The organism is Acetobacter nitrogenifigens DSM 23921 = NBRC 105050, assembly GCF_000429165.1.
In the GTDB taxonomy this organism is placed as follows: domain Bacteria; phylum Pseudomonadota; class Alphaproteobacteria; order Acetobacterales; family Acetobacteraceae; genus Acetobacter; species Acetobacter nitrogenifigens.
Genome location: NZ_AUBI01000010.1, coordinates 103,877 through 124,608 on the forward strand (window position 1 = coordinate 103,877; position 20,732 = coordinate 124,608).

Annotated in this window: 19 protein-coding genes and 3 tRNA genes; 16 read left to right on the forward strand and 6 right to left on the reverse strand. The window is 61.7% G+C overall.

Going from position 1 to position 20,732, the window contains the following annotated elements:
- Nucleotides 1-77: 77 nt before the first annotated feature.
- Nucleotides 78-151, reverse strand: a tRNA-Gly gene (locus G442_RS0112355).
- A 307-nt stretch (nucleotides 152-458) separates the two neighbouring features.
- On the opposite strand from G442_RS0112355, the gene G442_RS0112360 reads away from it, so the two are divergent.
- The 3 genes from G442_RS0112360 (at nucleotide 459) to nusG (ending at nucleotide 1,431) form a co-directional block, all read left to right on the forward strand.
- Nucleotides 459-535, forward strand: a tRNA-Trp gene (locus G442_RS0112360).
- 161 nt (nucleotides 536-696) lie between these two features.
- Nucleotides 697-891, forward strand: a complete 195-nt coding sequence (gene secE, locus G442_RS0112365) for a preprotein translocase subunit SecE (protein WP_026398248.1) — start codon at nucleotides 697-699, stop codon at nucleotides 889-891.
- Nucleotides 892-900: 9 nt separating this feature from the next.
- The gene (gene nusG / locus G442_RS0112370) at nucleotides 901-1,431 is read left to right on the forward strand and encodes a transcription termination/antitermination protein NusG (protein ID WP_026398249.1); all 531 of its coding nucleotides are present in this window, start codon (nucleotides 901-903) and stop codon (nucleotides 1,429-1,431) included.
- A 519-nt stretch (nucleotides 1,432-1,950) separates the two neighbouring features.
- Here nusG and G442_RS0112375 read toward each other — a convergent pair.
- On the reverse strand, nucleotides 1,951-2,427 hold the full coding sequence (locus G442_RS0112375; protein WP_035376582.1) for a DUF2501 domain-containing protein: 477 nt from the start codon (nucleotides 2,425-2,427) through the stop codon (nucleotides 1,951-1,953).
- Between the two features lie 142 nt (nucleotides 2,428-2,569).
- Complete coding sequence (gene zwf, locus G442_RS0112380) at nucleotides 2,570-4,117, reverse strand: glucose-6-phosphate dehydrogenase (RefSeq protein ID WP_026398251.1); 1,548 nt, start codon at nucleotides 4,115-4,117, stop codon at nucleotides 2,570-2,572.
- A gap of 266 nt (nucleotides 4,118-4,383) precedes the next feature.
- On the opposite strand from zwf, the gene G442_RS0112385 reads away from it, so the two are divergent.
- From G442_RS0112385 to G442_RS0112425, 7 genes are all read left to right on the forward strand, one after another.
- Complete coding sequence (locus G442_RS0112385) at nucleotides 4,384-5,406, forward strand: aspartate-semialdehyde dehydrogenase (protein WP_026398252.1); 1,023 nt, start codon at nucleotides 4,384-4,386, stop codon at nucleotides 5,404-5,406.
- Nucleotides 5,407-5,662: 256 nt separating this feature from the next.
- On the forward strand, nucleotides 5,663-6,133 hold the full coding sequence (sdhC, locus tag G442_RS0112390; RefSeq protein WP_026398253.1) for a succinate dehydrogenase, cytochrome b556 subunit: 471 nt from the start codon (nucleotides 5,663-5,665) through the stop codon (nucleotides 6,131-6,133).
- 4 nt (nucleotides 6,134-6,137) lie between these two features.
- Nucleotides 6,138-6,557 (forward strand): succinate dehydrogenase, hydrophobic membrane anchor protein, encoded by a 420-nt coding sequence (sdhD, locus tag G442_RS0112395; RefSeq protein WP_026398254.1) that lies wholly within the window; start codon nucleotides 6,138-6,140, stop codon nucleotides 6,555-6,557.
- A gap of 88 nt (nucleotides 6,558-6,645) precedes the next feature.
- Entirely contained in the window at nucleotides 6,646-8,457 is a 1,812-nt protein-coding gene (sdhA, locus tag G442_RS0112400) for a succinate dehydrogenase flavoprotein subunit (protein ID WP_026398255.1), read from the forward strand.
- Between the two features lie 36 nt (nucleotides 8,458-8,493).
- Entirely contained in the window at nucleotides 8,494-9,276 is a 783-nt protein-coding gene (locus G442_RS22145) for a succinate dehydrogenase iron-sulfur subunit (RefSeq protein ID WP_035376583.1), read from the forward strand.
- A gap of 202 nt (nucleotides 9,277-9,478) precedes the next feature.
- Nucleotides 9,479-9,907: a hypothetical protein gene (locus tag G442_RS23980; RefSeq protein WP_051292272.1), complete on the forward strand. Its 429-nt coding sequence runs from the start codon at nucleotides 9,479-9,481 to the stop codon at nucleotides 9,905-9,907.
- The gene (locus G442_RS0112425; RefSeq protein WP_026398257.1) at nucleotides 9,904-10,362 is read left to right on the forward strand and encodes a hypothetical protein; all 459 of its coding nucleotides are present in this window, start codon (nucleotides 9,904-9,906) and stop codon (nucleotides 10,360-10,362) included. Before G442_RS23980 ends, G442_RS0112425 begins: the two co-directional genes overlap by 4 nt.
- 180 nt (nucleotides 10,363-10,542) lie before the next feature.
- Here the strand turns inward: G442_RS0112425 and G442_RS0112430 are convergent, their stop codons facing one another.
- Nucleotides 10,543-13,008, reverse strand: a complete 2,466-nt coding sequence (locus G442_RS0112430; RefSeq protein WP_026398258.1) for a TonB-dependent receptor — start codon at nucleotides 13,006-13,008, stop codon at nucleotides 10,543-10,545.
- 368 nt (nucleotides 13,009-13,376) lie between these two features.
- On the opposite strand from G442_RS0112430, the gene G442_RS0112435 reads away from it, so the two are divergent.
- Complete coding sequence (locus G442_RS0112435) at nucleotides 13,377-14,039, forward strand: protein-tyrosine phosphatase family protein (protein ID WP_026398259.1); 663 nt, start codon at nucleotides 13,377-13,379, stop codon at nucleotides 14,037-14,039.
- 275 nt (nucleotides 14,040-14,314) lie between these two features.
- Entirely contained in the window at nucleotides 14,315-15,274 is a 960-nt protein-coding gene (locus tag G442_RS0112440; RefSeq protein WP_026398260.1) for a hypothetical protein, read from the forward strand.
- A 49-nt stretch (nucleotides 15,275-15,323) separates the two neighbouring features.
- On the opposite strand, the gene G442_RS22155 is transcribed toward G442_RS0112440, so the two are convergent.
- A complete protein-coding gene (locus tag G442_RS22155) occupies nucleotides 15,324-16,565 on the reverse strand; it encodes an AI-2E family transporter (RefSeq protein ID WP_246789436.1) in 1,242 nt (413 codons plus the stop codon).
- A gap of 184 nt (nucleotides 16,566-16,749) precedes the next feature.
- Entirely contained in the window at nucleotides 16,750-17,310 is a 561-nt protein-coding gene (locus G442_RS0112450; RefSeq protein WP_035376600.1) for an NUDIX domain-containing protein, read from the reverse strand.
- A 204-nt stretch (nucleotides 17,311-17,514) separates the two neighbouring features.
- Between G442_RS0112450 and G442_RS0112455 the strand changes: the two genes are divergently transcribed.
- The 4 genes from G442_RS0112455 (at nucleotide 17,515) to G442_RS25780 (ending at nucleotide 20,719) form a co-directional block, all read left to right on the forward strand.
- Nucleotides 17,515-18,723: an MFS transporter gene (locus G442_RS0112455; protein WP_026398262.1), complete on the forward strand. Its 1,209-nt coding sequence runs from the start codon at nucleotides 17,515-17,517 to the stop codon at nucleotides 18,721-18,723.
- 170 nt (nucleotides 18,724-18,893) lie between these two features.
- Nucleotides 18,894-19,487 carry an LOG family protein gene (locus G442_RS22160; protein ID WP_051292291.1) on the forward strand — a complete coding sequence of 198 codons (594 nt, stop codon included), beginning with the start codon at nucleotides 18,894-18,896 and terminating at the stop codon, nucleotides 19,485-19,487.
- Between the two features lie 99 nt (nucleotides 19,488-19,586).
- Nucleotides 19,587-19,663 (forward strand) — tRNA-Pro (locus G442_RS0112465).
- A 300-nt stretch (nucleotides 19,664-19,963) separates the two neighbouring features.
- On the forward strand, nucleotides 19,964-20,719 hold the full coding sequence (locus tag G442_RS25780; protein ID WP_026398263.1) for a hypothetical protein: 756 nt from the start codon (nucleotides 19,964-19,966) through the stop codon (nucleotides 20,717-20,719).
- Nucleotides 20,720-20,732: the final 13 nt, after the last annotated feature.

The following is a 20,732-nucleotide window of genomic DNA, read 5'->3' on the forward strand; positions in this document are numbered from 1 at the left end:
AGGGCCGAAAGCACGCAATGCTGGACGCGAGGACGCGTCGCGGCAGATGCTTGTTTTGACGGGATCGGAAGGGAAGATGGAGCGGGCGAAGGGAATCGAACCCTCCTCAGAAGCTTGGAAGGCTACTGCATTACCACTATGCTACGCCCGCGTCTGGAGCCCCATTACTGCACAACCCGCTCGTTCGCAAGGCTTCGCCCGACGGTTGCGACGTATAATCCCGACGCCCCCTAATCGTCGTGATTCGCAAACGCCGATTCGAGACGAGCGTGAGCGGAAATCTTTCCCAATTCGTAAGCGCCTGACGATTTTTCTTCAGGTGTTTCGTGGTTATCGCCCTCCCCCCTCTTGACTTTAAACGCCCGACATATTCTGTTCCGCCGCCTGCGCCGGGTTAGCCTGGTTGACGGACGAGGGAGGTTTTCTTCCACCGCGCGTCATCCGCAGGGCGGTTCCGCAGGGGTGTAGCTCAATTGGCTAGAGCGCCGGTCTCCAAAACCGGAGGTTGGGGGTTCGAGACCCTCCACCCCTGCCAGACCTTCCCGACCAGACATCCGGTGGGTTTTCCCTTCGGCTTGTGCGACAGTGGCGCGGGCGGGGTCGGTTTTCCGACGCCGCATGCGTCCGGGACTAATGGCGAAAGGCGCTGCGGATGCGGCGCGCCAGGGTCCGAACTCTCTCAATGAAGGGTCATTCGTGTCTGTCAGTCCGGTGAATTTCCTGCGGGATGTGGAAGCCGAGGCCAAGAGGGTCACGTGGCCGTCCCGGCGTGCGACGCTTGTGACGACTGGCGCCGTTCTCGCCATGGCCTCGCTCACTTCCATTTTCTTTTTCGTGGTCGACCAGCTCATAGGTCTGGGCGTTCGCGAGCTTTTCGGGCTGGGAGGCTAGAAGACCGAAATGGCCAAGCGTTGGTACGTGGTCCACGTCTATTCGGGCTTTGAGAAAAAAATCGCCAGCCACATCATGGAGCAGGCGGCCCAGAAAGGCCTCGCCGATCACATCGATCAGGTGCTGGTCCCGTCGGAAGACGTGGTTGAGGTTCGCCGGGGACAGAAAGTCAACTCCGAGCGGAAGTTCTTTCCCGGCTATGTGCTGGTCAAGATGGAACTGACCGACGAGAGCTGGCATCTGGTCAAGGACACCCCCAAGGTCACCGGCTTCCTTGGCACCAAGACCCGCCCCTCTCCGATCCCCGAGGCTGAAGCCGAGCGGATCATGAAGCAGGCGCAGGAAGGCGTGGAGCGTCCTCGCGCGGCTGTCTCCTTCGAGATCGGCGAGCAGATCCGCGTCGCCGATGGCCCGTTCACGTCGTTCAACGGCGTGGTCGAGGAAATCGACGAAGAGAAGGGCCGCCTGAAAGTCAGCGTCTCCATCTTCGGTCGCTCGACGCCTGTCGATCTGGAATACGCGCAGGTCGAGAAACTCTGACAGGTTCGCCTGTCTTCATTTGAGTCCAGACGAGATCGGGCGGAACTTCCGCCTGATCCGGCTCCGCTTTCAGGCGTCATCCGGCGCAAGCGAGCATGGCCCGTCAGCACATGCTGAGTCCATCTACGCTCGGGACGTGGTCGCTACGCTCGCAGCGTCACAAGAAGTCCCTGCCGCAGCAGAAACACTTTCAATCAGACAAAACTTGTCGGGCGTTTGAAGAAATTGCCCTGGCAGGGCGTCGGAATTTCTGACGTAATTGGCCACGCGATCCAGGCGCGCCCTGCATTGACGCCGCATCCAGTGCAGCCTTGAGCCGCGATAGATACTCTGCGCAGGAAGCCTGCCACGCAGCCTACGTAGTAGCTGCCCGGGCGATTGCTTTTTAGCCATTCGGAAAACCGAACCCGGTCCGGCGTCGCCATAAAGCACGCAGTCTGAGCCTGCGGCCTTCCGCCCGCCCGGCGAATAAGCACGCACCGTCCAGCCTTATGGAGGACGGTGCGCGGAAACAGAGGGTCAGAGCAGCGACTGCGAGCGCTGCATGACCTGCTGGCACAGGGCGCTTTTCGCGCTCTGGTTCAGGCTGTTCAGCGAAAGCTGGTTGCCGTTTCCGACCTGCAACAGCCCCTGCTGACCCGCAGAATAGCCGCTGCCGCCCGTGATCGCCGACTGGCCGCTCAGCGAGTTGAGGGTCGAGGATGCGCTCTGGCTGCTGATCAGGTTGTTCTGCACGCAGTAGCCGAGGACGCCGGTCAGGTTGCTGGAGCTGACCGAGGACAGGTTCGGCAGGCTGCCATTGAGGAGCGAGCTTGCGCCGCCCATGCGGTTTGTCAGAGAGGACGTGCCCTGGCTGACGGCGCCCTGGGCCGCTCCCTGCGCTGCGCCCTGCAGAATGCCGCCGAAGGACTGGGCGTGCGCGGCGGGCAGGCTGGACACGCCAGCCAGCGAGACGACCAGCGTAGCGAAAGCGCCTCGGAAACGACGAACGTTCATGGGATTTCCCTTTTAAAACTCAGGCCCGGCAAAACGCTTACGCCGGGCCACGCGCCAGCATCGACGGGCAATGCGGCAGGAAAGCGGCGCCGACTGGATATCGATCCGTCACGGCGACGCTGATGCCTTCTTTTACCGCCCGCTAGCTCTTCTGGTCTATCGGGCTCCACTCACGCCCGTCGCGCGCCAGCAACTCGTCGGCGCCAGCCGGGCCAGCCGTACCTGCCTCGTAAAGCTCCGGAGCTGTCTTCTCGCTGCGCCAGGATTCGAGCACAGGCTCGACCGAACTCCACGCCACGTCGATATTATCCGCCCGCTGAAACAGCGTCGCATCGCCGCACAGACAGTCATACAGCAGCGTCTCGTACCCTACGTTCGGCTCGCGATTGAAGAAATCCGGATACCTGAAACGGGCCTCGACGTCCGACAACCGCATCTCCGGACCCGGTTTTTTCGCGGCGAAACAGAGAGTGACCCCCTGCGTCGGCTGCACATTCAGAACGATTCGGTTCGGCGGCGGGGCATGCGTGTCGGCCGAAGGAAATAGCGTAAGGGGCGGTCGACGGAATTCGACGACGATCTCGGTGCGCCGGTTCGACAGCGCCTTGCCGGTGCGCAGGTAGAACGGGACGCCCGCCCAGCGCCAATTCTGGATCTCCAGCTTCATGGCGACATAGGTCTCGGTCACGCTGTCGCTCGCGACGCCGTCGGCGTCGCGATACGACGGAACAGACTTCCCCTTCACCTCGCCCTTCGTGTACTGGCCGCGCACCACGTCTTCCGGCTTTACCGGCAGGATGGATTCGAACAGCGTCTGCTTCGACGTGCGGACCTTCTCGGCGGCGAAACTGGCGGGCGGCTCCATAGCGACCATGGCGAGCATCTGAAACAGATGGTTCGGCACCATATCGCGCAACGCGCCTGTCCCTTCGTAGAACGATCCCCGGCTTTCGACATTGACCGTTTCGGCGGCGGTGATCTGAACGTTATCGATGTAGTCGCGATGCCATAACGGCTCGAACAGGACGTTGCCAAAGCGCATGGCGAGAATGTTCTGGACCGTCTCCTTTCCCAGGAAGTGATCGATCCGGAAAATCTGCTGTTCCTTGACGACGTCGAGAATCCGCCGGTTCAGTTCCTGCGCGGACTGGAGGTCCGTTCCGAACGGCTTTTCAATCGCGATGCGCCGGAAACCTCCCTCCGGCTCCTTCGTGAGGCCCGACGCGCCCAGCGCATCGACCGCCGGGGCGAAGAACCGGGAGGGTATGGCGAGGTAGAACACCGCGTTGCTGTCGATATGCGCGGACAGTTTTTTCAGTTCGTCAGGATTCGTGAAGTCCAGACGCTCGTAGCTCAGGCGTTCCTTGAGCCATGTCCATGCCTCTTCATTGAGGGACGGCGTGTAGAATTCGCCTGCGGCGTCCTTCGTGAACGCCTCCATCATCTCCGTCAGCCCCTCGATCCAGCCTTCGAGCGTATCGTCAGCCATGTCGACGCCGACAATTCTGAAGCCGTCGGACAATAATCCGGCGACCTTGAGGTCGTAGAGCGCGGGCGTCAGCAGACGTTTCGTCAGATCTCCGTGCGCGCCAAAAATAACCAGCGTACAGTCGGGCGCCGGCTTCCGGCCAGACGGCGCGACCGGTCGATCCGTGCGCGCGAGTGAAGAAATCGTACGGGCGGTAGCCATAAAGCGTTCCTCCGAAATACCGTCCCGCGCCGTATCTGGCGCGCGGGATCGTCGCCGGTCGCTCGGTCGGACCAGCTTTTGCCTTGGAATTTGGCTGGCAGCGTCTTATCGCCAGCGGCGAACAGGGCTTGCCTGCTTTTCAGCCGACCCCAATTTGCTCTAGGTGTCACGAGCAAATCCGCGTGACGGTCAACGCGAAACATGCCAGCGCTGCCGGGAATACAACGCCCGGCGGCGCAACGCGTGGAGAGAAGGGAAACAGGACGATGGGGTATCGGGTAGCGGTTGTCGGCGCCACCGGAGCGGTGGGGCGCGAACTGCTCAAAACGCTGGCGGAGCGGAAGTTCCCTGTTGACGAAATCGTGGCCCTCGCCTCCCCGCGTTCGACCGGGCGTGAAGTCTCGTTCGGCGACCGCACGCTGAAGGTCGCGAACCTTGAGACGTTCGATTTCTCAGGCTGGGACGTCGCCCTGTTCTCCCCCGGCGCTTCGGTGTCCGCCGTGCACGCCCCCCGCGCCGCCAAAGCCGGTTGCATCGTGATCGACAACACGTCCCATTTCCGTATGGAGCCGGACGTGCCGCTGGTGGTGCCGGAGGTGAATCCGCAGGCCCTGCGCAAAGCGAAGCGCGGGATCGTCGCGAACCCGAACTGCTCGACCATCCAGATGGTGGTGGCGCTGAAGCCCCTGCACGACCTGTTCACGATCAAGCGCGTGGTCGTCGCCACGTACCAGGCAGTCGCCGGCGCGGGCAAGGACGGGATGGACGAACTTTTCGCCCAGACCAAGGGCAGCTTCGTCGGCGATCCGCCGAAGATCGAACAGTTCCAGAAGCAGATCGCGTTCAACTGCATTCCCCAGATCGACCGTTTCATGGATGACGGCTCGACCAAGGAGGAATGGAAGATGACGGTCGAAACCCGCAAGATTCTCGATCCCGACATCGCCGTTCTCGCCACCTGCGTCCGTGTGCCGGTTTTCATCGGTCATTCAGAAGCCATCGCAGTGGAATTCGATGAGCCGGTCGATCTTGAGCGCGCCCGCGAAGCGCTACGCGAAGCCGAGGGCGTGGTGCTGATGGATCAGCACGAGGACGGCGGCTATGTGACGCCAATCGAATGCGTGGGCGAGGACGCGAGCTATGTGTCTCGCCTGCGAATCGATCCGACGGTGCCGAACGGACTGGCCTTCTGGTGCGTGTCCGACAACCTTCGCAAAGGCGCTGCGTTGAACGCAGTGCAGATAGCCGAAACCATGGTGGCGCTGGGTCTGCTCGACAAGGCCGCCTGATCACGCGCGGGGGGGTGCCGCCCTCCCCGGATGCGCCTCGCTCCCGGCGAGCCAGAGCGAGGCGCCTTCAGGAGCGTTAATCGGAGTCACACCTCCGGCCACCCTGCGGGTTTACGCGCCTGATTGCCGCGCGGCTCCTCTCGGTCTCGTGTCCCCCTCCCGAATTGACCCCCGAAATCCTGCGGCGTAGGACCGATTCCACAACGACGTCGGTTTATTAACCGGCGTTCATGTGTAACGACGCGGGAAGGCGACGATGCAGGATGTCCGGGAAGCGCTTTATGTCGGGAGCCGTAGCGACGGCACTCTAATCAGACGACCAATGTCGCCGCATCTTCAGGTCTACAAGATGCGTTTGTCGATGTTTCTGTCGATCTCCAACCGAATCACCGGCGTCGCGGCGACGGCCGGCTCCGCGCTCGGCGTGGCGTGGCTGGCGTCGCTTGCGAGCGGGCCGAAGTCCTTCGCCACGGCGCGTAAGGTGACCGGAAATCCCCTGGGACAGGTCGTGCTTGCAGGCTGGATTCTGTCTCTGGTCTGGCACACGGTCGGCGGGCTGCGCCACTTCATCTGGGATGCGGGCCATCGTTACGACAAGCAGGAACTCAACGAAGACGGCCCTGTCGCCGTCGGCGTGATCGCGGGATTCGGCCTGACGCTGGCCGCCGCCCTGCTCTGCGTGTCCGGCGTCCGCGCCAGTCGACGCGCCAAGGCGAAGGGGATCTGATTCAATGGATGCTTCGGTTTCACCGCGTCACGAAGTGATGCGCTCCCAGCTCGGCCGCGCGCGCGGCCTGGGCTCGGGACATTCCGGCACCGCGCACTGGATCGCGGAACGCGTGTCCGCTGCGACGTTGCTGCCTCTTTCCGGCTGGTTCGTCGTCCAGATGTTTCGCCTTGGCGGCGCTGATTACGAAGACGTGACGAAATGGGGCGGCAAGCCCGTCAACGCCACGATGCTCGCGGCGCTGGTCATCTCCAGCTTCTACCACGCCGAAGTCGGCCTGCAGGTGATCGTCGACGATTACGTTCACGGGAAGGCTCATCTTCCGACCAAGCTGCTGGTCCGCTTTGGAACCTGGCTCGTCGGGCTGCTCGGCGTCATCGCCGTGCTGAAGCTCGCGCTGGGCAAATCCTCCTCGCGGTCCTGACCGTATCGCGCCGGGCCGCCCGCAAGCGGGCGCGCGTCGGCTTTCGCAGTACTCTGACTGGTCGCAAGACAACGGGAGCGCCGTCGTAATGAACGCTATTTCCTCTCCCTCGCGGGGAGCCTACCGGATCGTCGATCACGCCTATGACGTGGTCGTCGTCGGCGCCGGGGGCTCCGGCCTTCGCGCCACCCTCGGCATGGGCGCCGCGGGACTTTCCACCGCCTGCGTCACCAAGGTTTTCCCCACGCGCAGCCATACTGTCGCAGCGCAGGGCGGCATCGGCGCCTCGCTGGGCAACATGCAGCCGGACAACTGGCGCTGGCACATGTACGACACCGTGAAGGGGTCGGACTGGCTGGGCGACCAGGACGCCATTGAATACATGTGCCGTGAAGCCGTTCCGGCGGTCCACGAGCTTGAGCATTTCGGCGTGCCGTTCTCCCGCACCGAAGACGGCAAAATCTACCAGCGCCCGTTCGGCGGCCACATGAGCGAATACGGCAAGGCGCCGGTTCCCCGCGCCTGCGCCGCCGCCGACCGTACTGGCCATGCGATCCTGCACACGCTGTATCAGCAGTGCCTGAAGCATAACGTCGAGTTCTTCGTCGAATATTTCGCCGTCGACCTGATCATGGACGACGAAGGCGCGTGTCGCGGCGTGATGGCGTGGTGCCTGGACGACGGCACGATGCATCGCTTCAACGCGAAGACGGTCGTTCTCGCCACCGGCGGCTACGGCCGCGCCTACCTGTCGTGCACCTCCGCTCATACCTGCACCGGCGACGGCGGCGGCATGGCGATGCGCGCGGGCCTGCCGACGCAGGACATGGAGTTCGTGCAGTTCCATCCGACCGGCATTTATCCGGCGGGCTGCCTTCTGACCGAAGGCTGCCGTGGCGAGGGCGCGTACCTGACCAACTCCGAAGGCGAGCGCTTCATGGAGCGTTACGCGCCGACGGCGAAGGATCTGGCCTCCCGCGACGTCGTGTCGCGCGCCATGACCGTCGAGATCAACGAGGGTCGCGGCTGCGGCGCGAAGCAGGACCACATCATGATGCATCTCGAGCATCTTGGGTCCGACCTGCTGCATGAGCGTCTGCCGGGCATCATCGAGACGTCGCGCGTCTTCGCGGGCGTCGACGTGACGAAGGAGCCGGTGCCGGTTCTGCCGACCGTTCACTACAACATGGGCGGCATCCCGACGAACATTCATGGCGAGGTGGTTCGCCCGACGGATGACAACCCTGACGCTGTCGTGCCGGGCCTGATGGCTGTGGGCGAAGCGGCCTGCGTGTCCGTCCATGGCGCAAACCGTCTGGGCACGAACTCCCTGCTCGACCTGATCGTCTTCGGCCGCGCCGCAGCGCGCCGCGCCGCCGAGATCATCAAGCCGAACGATTTCGTGCGCCCCCTGCCCGCTGGCGCCGGCGAGTTCGCGCTCGACCGTCTCGACAAGGTGCGCAACGCCAAGGGCGGCACGCATGTCTCCGAACTGCGCGACCGTCTGCAACGCGACATGCAGGCCCACGCTGCGGTGTTCCGCACCGAGGACAGCCTGAAGGAAGGTTGCGACAAGATTCAGGAGATCTGGAAAGGCTCCAGCGACATGTCGATTTCCGACCGCTCGCTGATCTGGAACAGCGACCTGATGGAAGCGCTGGAGTTCGACAACCTGCTCGCCAACGCCACGGTGACGCTGGAAAGCGGGCTAGTCCGTCACGAAAGCCGCGGCGCCCACGCGCGCGACGATTTCGAGGATCGCGACGACAAGAACTGGATGAAGCACAGCGTGTCGTGGCTGAATGACAAGGGTGAGACGACGATGACGTATCGCCCGGTCCACATGAAGACCCTGACCGACGAGGCCGAGGTCTTCCCGCCGAAGAAGCGCGTCTACTAACCCGCCGTATAATCGGACGAACGAGGGAGGCTGAACATGGTCGAACTGACACTTCCGCGAAACAGCACGGTGGGCAAGGGACAGTTTTTCCCCGCTCCCGCCGGAGCCACGAACGTTAAAAGCTTCAAGATCTACCGCTGGACGCCGGACGACGACCGGAATCCGGTGATGGACACCTATGAAGTCGATCTGGACGCCATCGGACCGATGGTGCTGGACGCGCTGATCCACATCAAGAACGACATCGACCCGACACTGACTTTCCGGCGCTCCTGCCGCGAAGGCATCTGCGGATCCTGCGCGATGAACATCGATGGCGAGAACACCCTCGCCTGCCTGAAGCCGATCCAGGACGTGAAGGGCGACGTCGCGGTGAACCCGCTGCCGCATATGCCGATCGTCAAGGATCTGGTCTCGAACCTCGACGGCGCCTATGCACAGCTTCGTTCCATCGAGCCGTGGATGCAGAGCGACAGCGCCCCGCCGCCGGACGGCGAGCGCCGCCAGTCGATCGAGGAGCGCGCGAAGCTGGACGGCATGTGGGAGTGCATCCTGTGCTTCTGCTGCACCACGTCCTGCCCGTCCTACTGGTGGAACGGCGACCGTTACCTCGGCCCGGCCACCCTGCTCGCCGCGTATCGCTGGATCGCGGACAGCCGCGACGAGCACACGGGCGAACGTCTGGACTCGCTGGAAGACACCTTCAAGCTGTATGCGTGCCGCACGATCATGAACTGCACGCAGACATGCCCGAAGGGTCTGAACCCTGCGAAGGCCATTGGCCGGATCAAGGAGATGCAGGTCGAGCGCAAGCTCTGATTCCACACTTCTGGGCGGTAACGGAAAACGCCGGTGGCTGGATCAGCCTCCGGCGTTTTTTGTTGGCTGCACTCCCGATCGGGAGTTGAGTCGTCCATTTCGGTGGGCGGAAATCTAAAAAAGTAAACAAACGCTCAAATGTAACATTGATTTGCAAACTCTGTGTTCGTTATCGTCATCAGACAACTTTTAGAGACGATATATGAACGAGCATTACCCGATCATCGCGATTGCAGAGAAACGCTGGGAGGCCCACAAATCTGATTGTAGCGGATTTGTTCGCGCCGTAGCCAAAGACCTTGGCGTTCCCATGACTGGACTGGCCAATCAACTGGTCGACGCCTGGCGGCAGGACGGCATGTGGACCAAACTCAATCATGACCATGCCAGGGCGTCGCTTCTTTCTGCACAAGGATATCTGGTGGTCGCCGGGTTACAGGAAAGCGGCCATGGCCATGTCGTCATCGTGATTCCGGGGAAGAGCAACCACGGCGACGCCATGGGGTATTGGGGAAGGCTTGGCGGCACAGGTTACAAGAACAAGGGGCTGAACTTCGCGTGGAAACGGGCGGACTTAAAAAATGTGGAATACTTCGCGCGCTTCGTTCCCGCTCTGGCAATGAAACCATGAAAAAAATACTGACCTTTTTTCTGTTTTACGCCCCTGTCGTGGCCCACGCCAACGGCGCGGCAACCGTCACCACACTGAGTCCAGTCGATTCTCAAATTTCCGCTGGCTCCTATACGATCGCGCTCGGCGAAACCGACGACCCGAAAGCGCCGCGCACCTGGGAAGGGCCTATTGAGATAACGACCCGTGGCGGCAGCCATTGCGTCGTCAACGACGAGGTCAGCCTGATTGAAAAACCGCTTGCTCTTGTCGGCGGTCATTATCTCTACGTCCCGACATATTCTGGCAGCGAAGGCGCGCTTTATGTCGTTGACGCCGACACATGCGCAGTGGCGTGGAAAAGTAAAAACTATGTTGGAAAAATCCATTTTTCTGGAGACTGGGTTGTCATTCCCGGACAGCCACGGATGAAGATCGGACTACGGGGAGTTCCGACGCCGGCGATCGGCGAGTAGGCGTGGCGCCCGCGTTGGGCAGCCACATTGTCGGCCAGCGATCTACGACGTAGCACGCCTCGGCAGCGTGGACAGCCGGAACGTGACACGACTCTCCACTTTTCCGTTTACACCAATCAATGCATCACATTTTCTGAAATACGCGCATATCGGGGAGGAAAACTCCCCTCCCCGCACTTATCAGAAATCTACGCTGGCTGTGGCGAGCGCAGCAAACGGAGCCGCGATTCCATAAGTCGGAGCGGAGCCTTTAAGCGTCGATCCAAATACGCCCTTCACGGACGTGGCGTTCGCCTGTACGCCACTTGCATAGCCCAGGTAGTGGTTATTGGCGATATTTTGCAGGTTCAGGCGGATTGTCGGAGACTTGAAGCGTCCCATGTCAGGAAAGTGGTATCCGACATCAATGTTCATCAGCACGTAGCTGGGAATATGCTGATCGTTGTTGAACGTCGAATACTGGCGGGCGACATATTTCAGGCTATAGTCGCCGAACAAATGGCCATCGTCGTAGCTGAGGTTAAACCCGAACTGATAGGCTGGCGTCTGGGGTGCGTATTTTCCTTTCGAGCGAACGTAATCCGTGATGCCTCCAGACGCCGCGATATTGCTGTCCGTGATCGCGTGCACGTATTCGGCGGAAAAATATGGTCGTATATGGTAGAAAATCGGGCGCGTGCCGATTTCGAAATCCAGCCCGTCTGCGTGCATCCCGCCGCCGTTGAAGGAACGGCTGTAATAGTTTCCACCGGGCAACTGAACGGTCTGGCTGTAGAGTCGGTTCGTGAAGTTGTAATGAAAATAGGTCAGGGAGCTCATGACCAGAGGCCCCTGATAGCGCCAGCCGAGTTCTTCTGAGATGGAGACCTCGGGACGCATGTTCGGGTTGGCATGCGTCGAATATCCGCTACCCTTGTAATACGCACCGGAATCGTACAGCGACACGTTCATCGGAATTCGGAAATTCGTCGTCACGGAAGCAAAAAGCTGATTTTCCGCGTTGATCTTGTAACGGATCGAGGCGGCGGGCAGCGGTTCTTGCCACGACTGGTTGATATAAGGACCGGTCGAGGTGTCTGGCAGGAAATTATGCCCCTGACGGCCCACAAAAGTATATTTCAAACCCGCTTCGATGTTCAGACGGTTATTCAGCAGAGACAGGCTGTCGGCAATGAACAGCGTGTGAATGCGGGTCTGCGTGAGCGTGTCGCGATACTGGGCCGTGTCACCGTTGGACAGGACAAGGTTCTGGCCACCGCCAAGCATATCGAGAGGCTTTCCCGTCGCGTAATTTATCAGGCTGTACGGACCGGTCTGGAATTGCTTCGAGTATTCAAACCAGTACCCCAGCATCAGGCGATTGACGCCCGTCGTGATGGTGACCTTCGTAACGGCGCCGGGGCGATAGGTCTGGGTGTTCGACGGGTTGTAGAGAAGGATATTGCCTTTGTTCTTGCCCGTATTGCCGAACGCCTGATCCACGTTGGAAGCATTGTATGAACCGACGCTTCCCGTATAACTCTGCGTTCCCCACTGAAAGTTCTGAAGATTTTCGGAATAGGCGCCGCCGCCATTGCCGTCGCCGTACCAGAAATACGGAGTCTCCGTGAGCTTGATGTGGTCGGAGAGCGTGAAAGTTGACGGAGCCGAGGCATAGATATTGGTGAACGGATTTCTATGCAGCTCGTAATAATCGCTGCTCGGGTTTTTTGGATCCCATGTTCCAGAATAAGCGTTGTGTATGCCCTTCGCATTCCAGTCAGACATGTGGGTTGATGGAAAGAGCGTGCTGGTGGCGTGATTGCCCACCAAGGTAAAGGAAATGACGTTGCCTTTACCCCATTCGTCGACCCACTTCGTCTCTCCGTGCATCTTGTTCTGACCGCCTGGGCCGCGCCACGAATCCTCAGCGGCATACGAGAACGACACGAAACCCTTGACGTTGGAGTTTCCGACCCGCCCCGTGTCGACGCGACCGAAAATGCGCCGCGAGTTATAGCTGCCGTATGACGCGTCCACCGTCCCGCCGAATTTCTCCTTCGGATTCAGCAGATACATGTCGACGGCGCCGCCTGTTGCGCTGATATGCGGGCTGTCGAGATCAGCTGATCCCTGCTCCACATTGATGGTGCGCAGGTTTTCGGCATCCGTGATTTCCTGCGGATAAATAGCGTAATTACCAATATCGTTGAGCGGGAACCCCTCAAGCGTATAACCGACCTGATCCTGCGTAAGGCCGCGCATCGACATGTAGCCGCTGCTGAGACCCAACGGATCGAGCGAGGTGGTGTTCACGCCGGGCAGCAGGGAGATCAGCTGCATCGGATTGCTGGCGGGATTTTGGTGCGCGATGAAGGCCTGAGTGACGGTCGATCGGGATTTCGGCGCGTCTTCCTTGATCATCAGGCCTGCGGCGATCTGGCTGTGACGTGATCCCTGTACCGTCACGCGTTCTTCCTGAGCCGTGTCCGTCGGCGCCGTGGCGCCCATCATGGATGGTCGGTCCTCCGTGCTGCGGCGCCCCGCATCGTGCCGCACGGTCGTTCCGCCGACCGCAGCTGTCGACGCCCCATAGGCGAGCGAAACAGGTGCGGCGACGACCACAAGCATGCTGGTTGCGAGAAGGCGGGACAAAACTGAAGCCATGTCGATCCTGAGGGCTGGAAGGATAAGTTCCGTTGCGTCAGAACATTTTCACATCATTACGAAATGAAACCTCATCCTGACACGTTGGCAGCATTGGCGGACCAACGGACGCCGCTTGCTGAAGGCGCGGTCCTGATAAACAGCCCATCCTCGCCTGTGTGTGACGTTTCCGTTGCAGTTGCCGCAGAGACACACCGTTACATAAACTTTTTTCTACGAAAGATTTCCGCCTTTCATTTTCGCGCCTCAGCGGCTTTTCTCAATTGATTGTTCGGTCATCTTACGTTTCCGCAACGGTATTGCCGTGTGTTGGACATCGACTGCGCGCACGCCCTATAATCAGTCCCTTAACCGCCGGGAGCGATTGCGTGTTTCAGGGAAGCCTCGCTACGACGAGGGGCCGCCGTCAGGCATGGACCGACAGCCTGTTTGTGGACCACGCCGTATTTCGACTGGTCTGGACCAATTTCCACGCAGTCATTCCCGGCAAGGTGTATCGCTGCAACCACCCGACCCCGCGCCGTTTGGCCGCCGCGACGCGGCGCTTCGATCTGAAAACGCTCGTGAACCTGCGCGGCCACCGCCGCTGCGGCTCAGACGCACTGTCACGCGACGCGGCGAAGCAGATCGGCCTGAACCACGTTGACATGGCCTTTGAGAGCCGCGGCGCCCCGCACCGGGATCGCATCCTGCGCTTCGCTTCGCTGTATCGCAGCATAGCCTTCCCCATACTGATGCACTGCAAATCCGGCGCTGACCGAGCGGGACTCGCCTCCGGGCTGGTGATCCTCTTCGAAGGCGGGACCGCTACTCAGGCGCTGAAGCAGCTTTCCTGGCGTTACGGGCATTTCAACCGGTCTCGCACGGGCATTCTCGACGCGTTCTTCATGCGATATCGCGCCGAGGCCGAGGGGCGAATTCCGTTTCTTGACTGGGTGGAGCACCATTATGACGAAGTGGCGCTCAAAAAGGATTTCACGGCGGGAAAGCTTTCCTCCTTCCTGAACGATCAGGTGCTTCGCAGGGAGTAACCTCCGTTTCTGGGCGTTTTGTTTCGGTTGAAACCATTTCCTGGGCCTCAGCGCCCTCTTTTTTATTGTTACCCGACCAATGAATGGCTCACCCTGACAGGACGTCACCACGTCCGCCAACAGTGAGTTCAAAGCGCATGGTCCGACCAGCCCCTCCCGCCCCAATGTCCATGTCGCAGCGCACATTCCGTTCCACTCCGTCTGGTGCACCGCGATCAGGCGCCACCGGAACCGGAAGCCCAAACCCTTTGGCCCCGGCCGCAGCGAAAACGGCAATGGCCAATTCGCCCCAAAGCGGCGCGCAAGGGATGCAGAGTGGCGCCTCAAACGCATCAACTCGCACCCCAGCCGGTAGCGCCGAAATTCGCCACGCCAGAGCCCTCGACGCCGCAGGAAAGGTCGGAGCCGGAAAATTCGATACTCAGGCGAAGCTTATCGCCGCATCGGACATAGCCTGGGCAATTGTCGGTGGCGGAGCGCCCGTGCAAACGGGCGCAGGAATCACTGGCAACGGACTGGACGCGCTCTCCAGCGCATACAGCGCGACGCAAACGGCCAGCCTACCCGCCAACCCCCTGCTGGACGACAACCGCGCACTGTCTAGCGGGAACCGCGTCACTTTAGAATATCTTAACAACCGCAAGCGAAAGAGTTTGGGAGGCGATCTGCTCGGGCTAGGCGGGGCCATCGGCTCGCTGGGAACGCACGGCGTCAACGTAGGCAGTGGGACCCGCCATCTGAATTCCAGCCTCACGACCTTTATCCACCTGGTCAAACTCCATCAGATAGCAAGGGGCCTCCCTGCGGATTGCGAGCAAATGTTGGTCGAGTGGTGCGATGTGGTCGTTCGCATGAAAGCCGGGAAACTGGGCGTACGCGCATTAAAACTCGGCGGTTCGGTAGTTCCGACCGGCCTGATCGCAGGCCATGTCGGCTCCTATGCCGCAATGGCGTCCACCGTTACGGGAGCGAGCGCCGCAACAGGGGTCAAGCTTTGCTTTGGACACGCATGCTTCGCAGCGGCCGCAGGTCTCCATTGGCTTGCATTCGAGGAACAACATGGCGCTCTGCGCCGAGGAACCCTGCGTGGAGTTTCCACCCCGGCCTCAGACGTAGTCAGGGAGTTGTTCAAACGTCGCGGTTTGACGCGTATTTTCGGCAGCTACAATGTCCAAGCCCTGATTCGTGAGCAGGCAGGCTGGCTGGCCATCGGCGACAAGATACTGTCCACCTGAACTGACCAGCTAAAAGTCCTTTGATACCGCGGCGGATCTTGCAAGACGGCTACCGCCTCAACCGCCGCCCTGGTCCGCCGAGTATGTGGCCAATCGGCGTCAGGGCGTCCACATGGTCGCAGACGATCTTCAGCACCGCCAGCATCGGGACAGACAGGAACGCACCCGCGATGCCCCACATCCAGTCCCAGAACATCAGCGACGCCATCACAAGAACAGGATTCAGCGTAAACCGTTTGGCCAGCAGCAATGGCGTTATGGTCTCGCCTTCCAGCAGGTGGATGCCGAGATAGACCGCCGGGGCGACAAGCGCATGCAGCGCCGTGGGATACGCGAAAAGCCCGACGAACAGGTAGATCACCATACCCGATAACGGCCCGATAATCGGAATATAGTTCAGAGCAAAAGCCACGACGCCCCACAAGAACGGGTTAGGCATCCCGACCAGCCAGCACTGCGCGAAATTGGCCAGCCCCACGAGCGCGTTCATCATCGTGATGGTCGCGAGATAAAGCGAGATGTTTCGTTCGACGTGCGATGCGATCTGGATCGCGCGCCGCTTGTCGGCGAAAGTCGGCATGATCTCGACAAAGCGTCGCATCAGGCTGTCTCCCTGCGCCAGCAGGAAGAAGAGCATGACAAAAAAGGTGAACATCTGCCCCATGAAGGCCCGCGTGCCGAGCAACAGAGACGAGCCGAACTGGCTCAATCCCGGCGACGCCGGCGTCGCCGCCGACTGGACGTGGCCGCCTCCAAGCAGCGTCTGCATCCGGAGAGCCGCATTCTCCGCAAGGCGTATGGGCATACGCAGCACCGCAAGCTTTTGCTCGGCGGCGACCAGCCCTTCGGGTGCGCGCGCCAGCCAACCGGCGGCCGGAACGGAGACCGCCGCGCAGACTGCGACAATCAGGCAAAATGTCAGCAGGATCATGAAAAACGCGACGATCATACGCGGCAGACGCGTCCAGCGGGTGATGACGCGCATTGGCGTACCGAGCATCAGATTTGTGACCATGGCCAGCACCATGGGCAGCACGATCGATGCAGCGAAACGCAGGGTGTAAAGAACGGCAAGAATCGTGAGAATCAGCAGACAGACCTGCGTCAGGCCGAGTTGCACCCGGCGCACCGCCGCATGCACGCGTTGCTGCTGGGCGACTTCCGCCGCCCGCTCCACTTTATCGTCCTCAGGATAGACAGGCGGCGGCGGGACAACTGGTTGCCCCGCCATCTCGACCACGCCGTCTTCGCCAGCGACCACTTCTCCGGCTTCGGCTGTATCGTGTCGCATTCCGTCCATTCCTGACGATCGATGAGGAGCAGCCATAAAACCGCGTGGGCTTGATCGTGCCTCCCACCGCGCCGCCAGACCAGAGCAACCGCCTTCTCACAATGACGCGCAGAAGACGCTGTCAAGTCACGGAGGCGCGAATAGACTCGCCGCATGAATTCGCGGCAGGAGCCTCCGGTCGCGTTCAGACCAATCCGCGCGACCGTATCAGCGCGAATGCGGCGATCGAGACCATGCAGGTGATGACGTTGTCGCGCAACATCTCCTCGAACTGCACAAGGCTGATTGTGTGGCGCGTAATGTCCTGCTCGGTCGCCTCCAGTTCGGCAGGCCCCTGTGTCAGACCTGTCGCGAGATACACGTGCCCGCGCTGCGTGGAGTAACCGGCTCCCTGATACAGCACGCCGACATGCGTCATTCGGTCGGCGATCAGCCCGGTCTCTTCCCGCAGTTCGCCTGCCGCGACCTCGTCCGGATTCGCGTCGGGCCGGGTTTCCCACATGCCCATCGGCAATTCCCACATCCGCCGCCCTACCGGGTAACGAAACTGGTTGATCAACGTCACCGTGGGTTCGCCATCAACTTGACCCAGAGGCAGGATGACCACGAACTCCCCACGCTCGACTACGCCGTAAAGACCATCCTGACCGTTCGGACGCCGGATGATGTCCTCCCGCATCTTTGTCCACGGATTTTCATAGGCGATGCGAGAGGATAGCGTGAGGTAGCCCCCGTCGTCGGACATATCCGCCTGACGCAGCGTCGCCGGATCGAGTTGCTCCACGGAACGCATGGCTTCTGTACTGCGCCCGTCTTCTCTCGCCGTCATCTATTCGCTCCTGTTCGCATATCGGGGCACTTCATGGCGACTACACGCAGCCCGAAGGGTGGCGCCTTTCGCCAGAGGCCCTAAGCTGAACGAAAGAACGCTGGATCGGGAGTCTCTTTAATGTTGAACCTTTCCGCGCGCGTCGCGGAGTTCACCACCTCCGCCACGGCGCGCATACTTCCGGTCGTACTGTTCACGCTCGCCTGTTATACCGTCATCGGGCTGGAAATGGCGGTGGTGCCGCTTTTCGTACATCGCACCCTTGGCTACGGCACCGTCCTGGCCGGCTTCGCGATCTCCGCGCAATACCTCGCGACGTTGGCCACACGCACATGGGCGGGCAACAGAATCGACACGACCGGCGCACGCGGCGTCGTCGTCACCGGCCTGATCGTCGGGGGATTCTCCTGCCTGCTGCTTGCCGGAGCCGGGCTCATTCCATCTTCCCCGGGGCTGGCCCTGACGCTGACGCTCGCCGCGCGCCTGCTGCTCGGCTTCAGCGAAAGCTGGGTGGCCGTGGGCGTGATCATCTGGAACATCCATCGCGCCGGACCCGAGCGCACTGCGCTGGTGATCTCCTGGAACGGCGTCTGTTCCTACGGCGGCATAGCATTGGGCGCCCCGATCGCCACGATGATCTTCTCCCACCACGGCGGGTTCGGCGGACTGACCGGGGTGGGACTGCTCGCCGCAATCCTGATGTTCGCCTGCGTCCCTCTGGCCCGGCGTCACGCGACGACGAAGCCCGCGCCGCACGCCGAAGCGCCGTCCTTCCTGCACGTCATCCGCAACGTTCTGCCCTACGGCATGGCTTTGGCCGCAGGATCCATCGGCTTCGGCGCCATTGCGTCCTGCCTCACGCTGTATTTTGACGCACGGTCGTGGAGCGGCGCGGCCAGCGCGCTGGCGTTGTTCGGCGCCCTGTTCGTGCTGACCCGCTTCTTCTTCGCGAGCATGATCGGCCGCATCGGCGGAGCCAACGTCGCCCTGATTTCGATGGGGGTTGAGACGCTGGGGCTGCTGACCCTCGCTGTCGGACACACCCCGGCTTTGGCCAATCTGGGTGCGGCGCTTACGGGCGCGGGTTTTTCTCTCCTGTTTCCAGCTCTGGGCGTCGAAGCGGTCGGGCGGCTTGGAGCGGCGAATCGCGGGGCCGCTCTCGGCGGGTATTCAATCTTTCTTGACCTCGCCATCGGCGTGTCAGGGCCGGGACTGGGTATGATCATTCCTATATGGGGCTACGAAGCGCTGTTTTTTGTCGCAGCCGCGTTTTCGCTGGCTGGCGTGGCCCTGAGCGCCGCCCTGAGACCTTCCCGCCGCGCCGCATAATCTGCGCCAAGGTCAATTCCGCCTGACGGCTGGCTGTCGCGCTTGGCTGGCCGCGCCATCTCTGTATCTTGGGCGACGCGCCATCGTGTCTAGCGCATCGCCCGCTGACACGTCGCCGACCCGCCGTCGCAATCATGCGCGCACGCCTTATCGCAGGAGTTTTCCCCACCATGTCTGCGTTCATCTCCTCCGTCGCCGTGTTCTGCGGCTCCCGCTTCGGCAACTTGCCCGCCTATCGCGCCGCCGCCGAAGATATGGGGCGCGGCATTGCTCGCGAGGGATGGCGTCTGATCTATGGCGGCGGTTACGTCGGGCTGATGGGCGCTGTGGCGGACGCGGCCATCGCGGCTGGCGGTTCGGTGACAGGGGTCATTCCCGACTTCCTCGAATCGCGCGAGGTCATGCACGAAGGCGTGACTGAACTGGTGGTGACCGATTCGATGCACAGCCGCAAGCAGCTCATGTTCGCGCAGGCCGATGCGTTTGCGATTCTACCCGGCGGGTTCGGTACTTTTGACGAGATGATGGAGATCATCACGTGGAAGCAGCTTCAACTGCACCGCAAGCCCATCCTGATCGTCGATGTCGAGAACTGGGCGGCCAAAGTCATCGCCATGCTGGACGCGGCGGTTGAGCAGGGCTTCGCAACTCCCGGGGCGCGCGGGTTGGTCGAAACCGTGCCTGACGTGGAAGCGGCGCTGGCGCTTCTGCGGGCCGCGACCATCACCCCGGGTTCGTCTGACGTCGAGACCGAGCGCCTGTAACGACGCCCCCTGCAGCCCGGGTTGCGGCGAGGGAGCCAAGGAATTTTTTGCCCCCTCTTGCGACGCGCGTGGATGAGGGGTATTAGCCCCGCACCGCATCGGAGTGTAGCTCAGCCTGGTAGAGCACTGTGTTCGGGACGCAGGGGCCGGAGGTTCGAATCCTCTCACTCCGACCAGGTAAACGCCGGAAAAACCGGCCATTCATGACATTCCCGACGCCTTGTTCCCAAGGCGCTGTCATACCAGCCTTCCAAAAACCAAATGCCTGAAAGCGACGCAGCCACCATGAGGCCGCGTTTCTGTCATAAACCAGTGACGTTTCGCGGTTAATCTTCATATCGCCGCGTCGGCTCTCCATATGGAACACGACGCGGTCGGGATCGTTTCGATCAGACCGCCCCGCGTCGCGCGCTTGCTCGTCGACGCAAGCGGCCTCCAGCGATCCGCTGCGATACGATGATTTCGGGAGAAACAAGATGAGTCCGCGGCGTCTCTTACCTCTGTCGACCGTGTTGGCCTCGATGCTGATCTTCACGGCCCCTGCTCTGGCCCAACGCGGTGGCGGTGGAGGCGGCGGCTTCCACGGCGGAGGCGGAGGTGGAGGCGGTGGTTTCCATGGCGGCGGCGGCGGTGGTTGGGGAGGCGGCGGTGGCGGCTTCCGTGGCGGCGGCGGCGGTTGGGGCGGTGGCGGCGGTTTCCGTGGAGGCGGCTGGGGCGGAGGCGGCTTCCGAGGCGCTGGCTGGGGCGGCGGCGGATGGGGCTGGCGCGGCGGCGGATGGGGTAACGGCTGGGGCTGGGGCGGCGGATGGGGTGGCTATCCCGGATATTACGGCTGGGGTGGTTATCCAGGTTACTATGGTTGGGGCGGTTACCCCTACATGGGTGGATGGGGCGGCTGGGGCTGGGGCTGGGGCTGGGGCGCTCCTTTCGCCTTCGGCTCCCTGCTCGGTCTTGCGGCCGGAGCCGCCGCAACGTCCACGTACGCCGACGGCGGTTATGGATATTCTCAGGGATACGGCTACCCGGCCGCCGGGTACGCCCAGCAGTCCTACCCGGTTCCGGCGACCGCAGCCCCGGCGTATTCCCAACCGGGATACGGAGCCGCGTCCTATGGCGGCGCGACTGCCTACCCGGCTCAGGCCTATGGGGCCAGTGCGCAGCCGAGCAATGTCGTGACGTGTTCGGCGGGCCTGTATTTCAACCGTCTGACGCAAAGCTGCGACCGGCGGTAAGCCTTATTAGGCC

Excerpts from the sequence above, each read along its gene's own strand:
- nusG (WP_026398249.1), top strand. The coding sequence starts at position 901 with ATGGCCAAGCGTTGGTACGTGGTCCACGTCTATTCGGGCTTTGAGAAA.
- G442_RS0112375 (WP_035376582.1), bottom strand. The coding sequence starts at position 2,427 with ATGAACGTTCGTCGTTTCCGAGGCGCTTTCGCTACGCTGGTCGTCTCG.
- zwf (WP_026398251.1), bottom strand. The coding sequence starts at position 4,117 with ATGGCTACCGCCCGTACGATTTCTTCACTCGCGCGCACGGATCGACCG.
- G442_RS0112385 (WP_026398252.1), top strand. The coding sequence starts at position 4,384 with ATGGGGTATCGGGTAGCGGTTGTCGGCGCCACCGGAGCGGTGGGGCGC.
- sdhC (WP_026398253.1), top strand. The coding sequence starts at position 5,663 with ATGCAGGATGTCCGGGAAGCGCTTTATGTCGGGAGCCGTAGCGACGGC.
- sdhD (WP_026398254.1), top strand. The coding sequence starts at position 6,138 with ATGGATGCTTCGGTTTCACCGCGTCACGAAGTGATGCGCTCCCAGCTC.
- sdhA (WP_026398255.1), top strand. The coding sequence starts at position 6,646 with ATGAACGCTATTTCCTCTCCCTCGCGGGGAGCCTACCGGATCGTCGAT.
- G442_RS22145 (WP_035376583.1), top strand. The coding sequence starts at position 8,494 with ATGGTCGAACTGACACTTCCGCGAAACAGCACGGTGGGCAAGGGACAG.
- G442_RS23980 (WP_051292272.1), top strand. The coding sequence starts at position 9,479 with ATGAACGAGCATTACCCGATCATCGCGATTGCAGAGAAACGCTGGGAG.
- G442_RS0112425 (WP_026398257.1), top strand. The coding sequence starts at position 9,904 with ATGAAAAAAATACTGACCTTTTTTCTGTTTTACGCCCCTGTCGTGGCC.
- G442_RS0112430 (WP_026398258.1), bottom strand. The coding sequence starts at position 13,008 with ATGGCTTCAGTTTTGTCCCGCCTTCTCGCAACCAGCATGCTTGTGGTC.
- G442_RS0112440 (WP_026398260.1), top strand. The coding sequence starts at position 14,315 with ATGGCCAATTCGCCCCAAAGCGGCGCGCAAGGGATGCAGAGTGGCGCC.
- G442_RS22155 (WP_246789436.1), bottom strand. The coding sequence starts at position 16,565 with ATGCGACACGATACAGCCGAAGCCGGAGAAGTGGTCGCTGGCGAAGAC.
- G442_RS0112450 (WP_035376600.1), bottom strand. The coding sequence starts at position 17,310 with ATGTCCGACGACGGGGGCTACCTCACGCTATCCTCTCGCATCGCCTAT.
- G442_RS0112455 (WP_026398262.1), top strand. The coding sequence starts at position 17,515 with ATGTTGAACCTTTCCGCGCGCGTCGCGGAGTTCACCACCTCCGCCACG.
- G442_RS22160 (WP_051292291.1), top strand. The coding sequence starts at position 18,894 with ATGTCTGCGTTCATCTCCTCCGTCGCCGTGTTCTGCGGCTCCCGCTTC.
- G442_RS25780 (WP_026398263.1), top strand. The coding sequence starts at position 19,964 with ATGAGTCCGCGGCGTCTCTTACCTCTGTCGACCGTGTTGGCCTCGATG.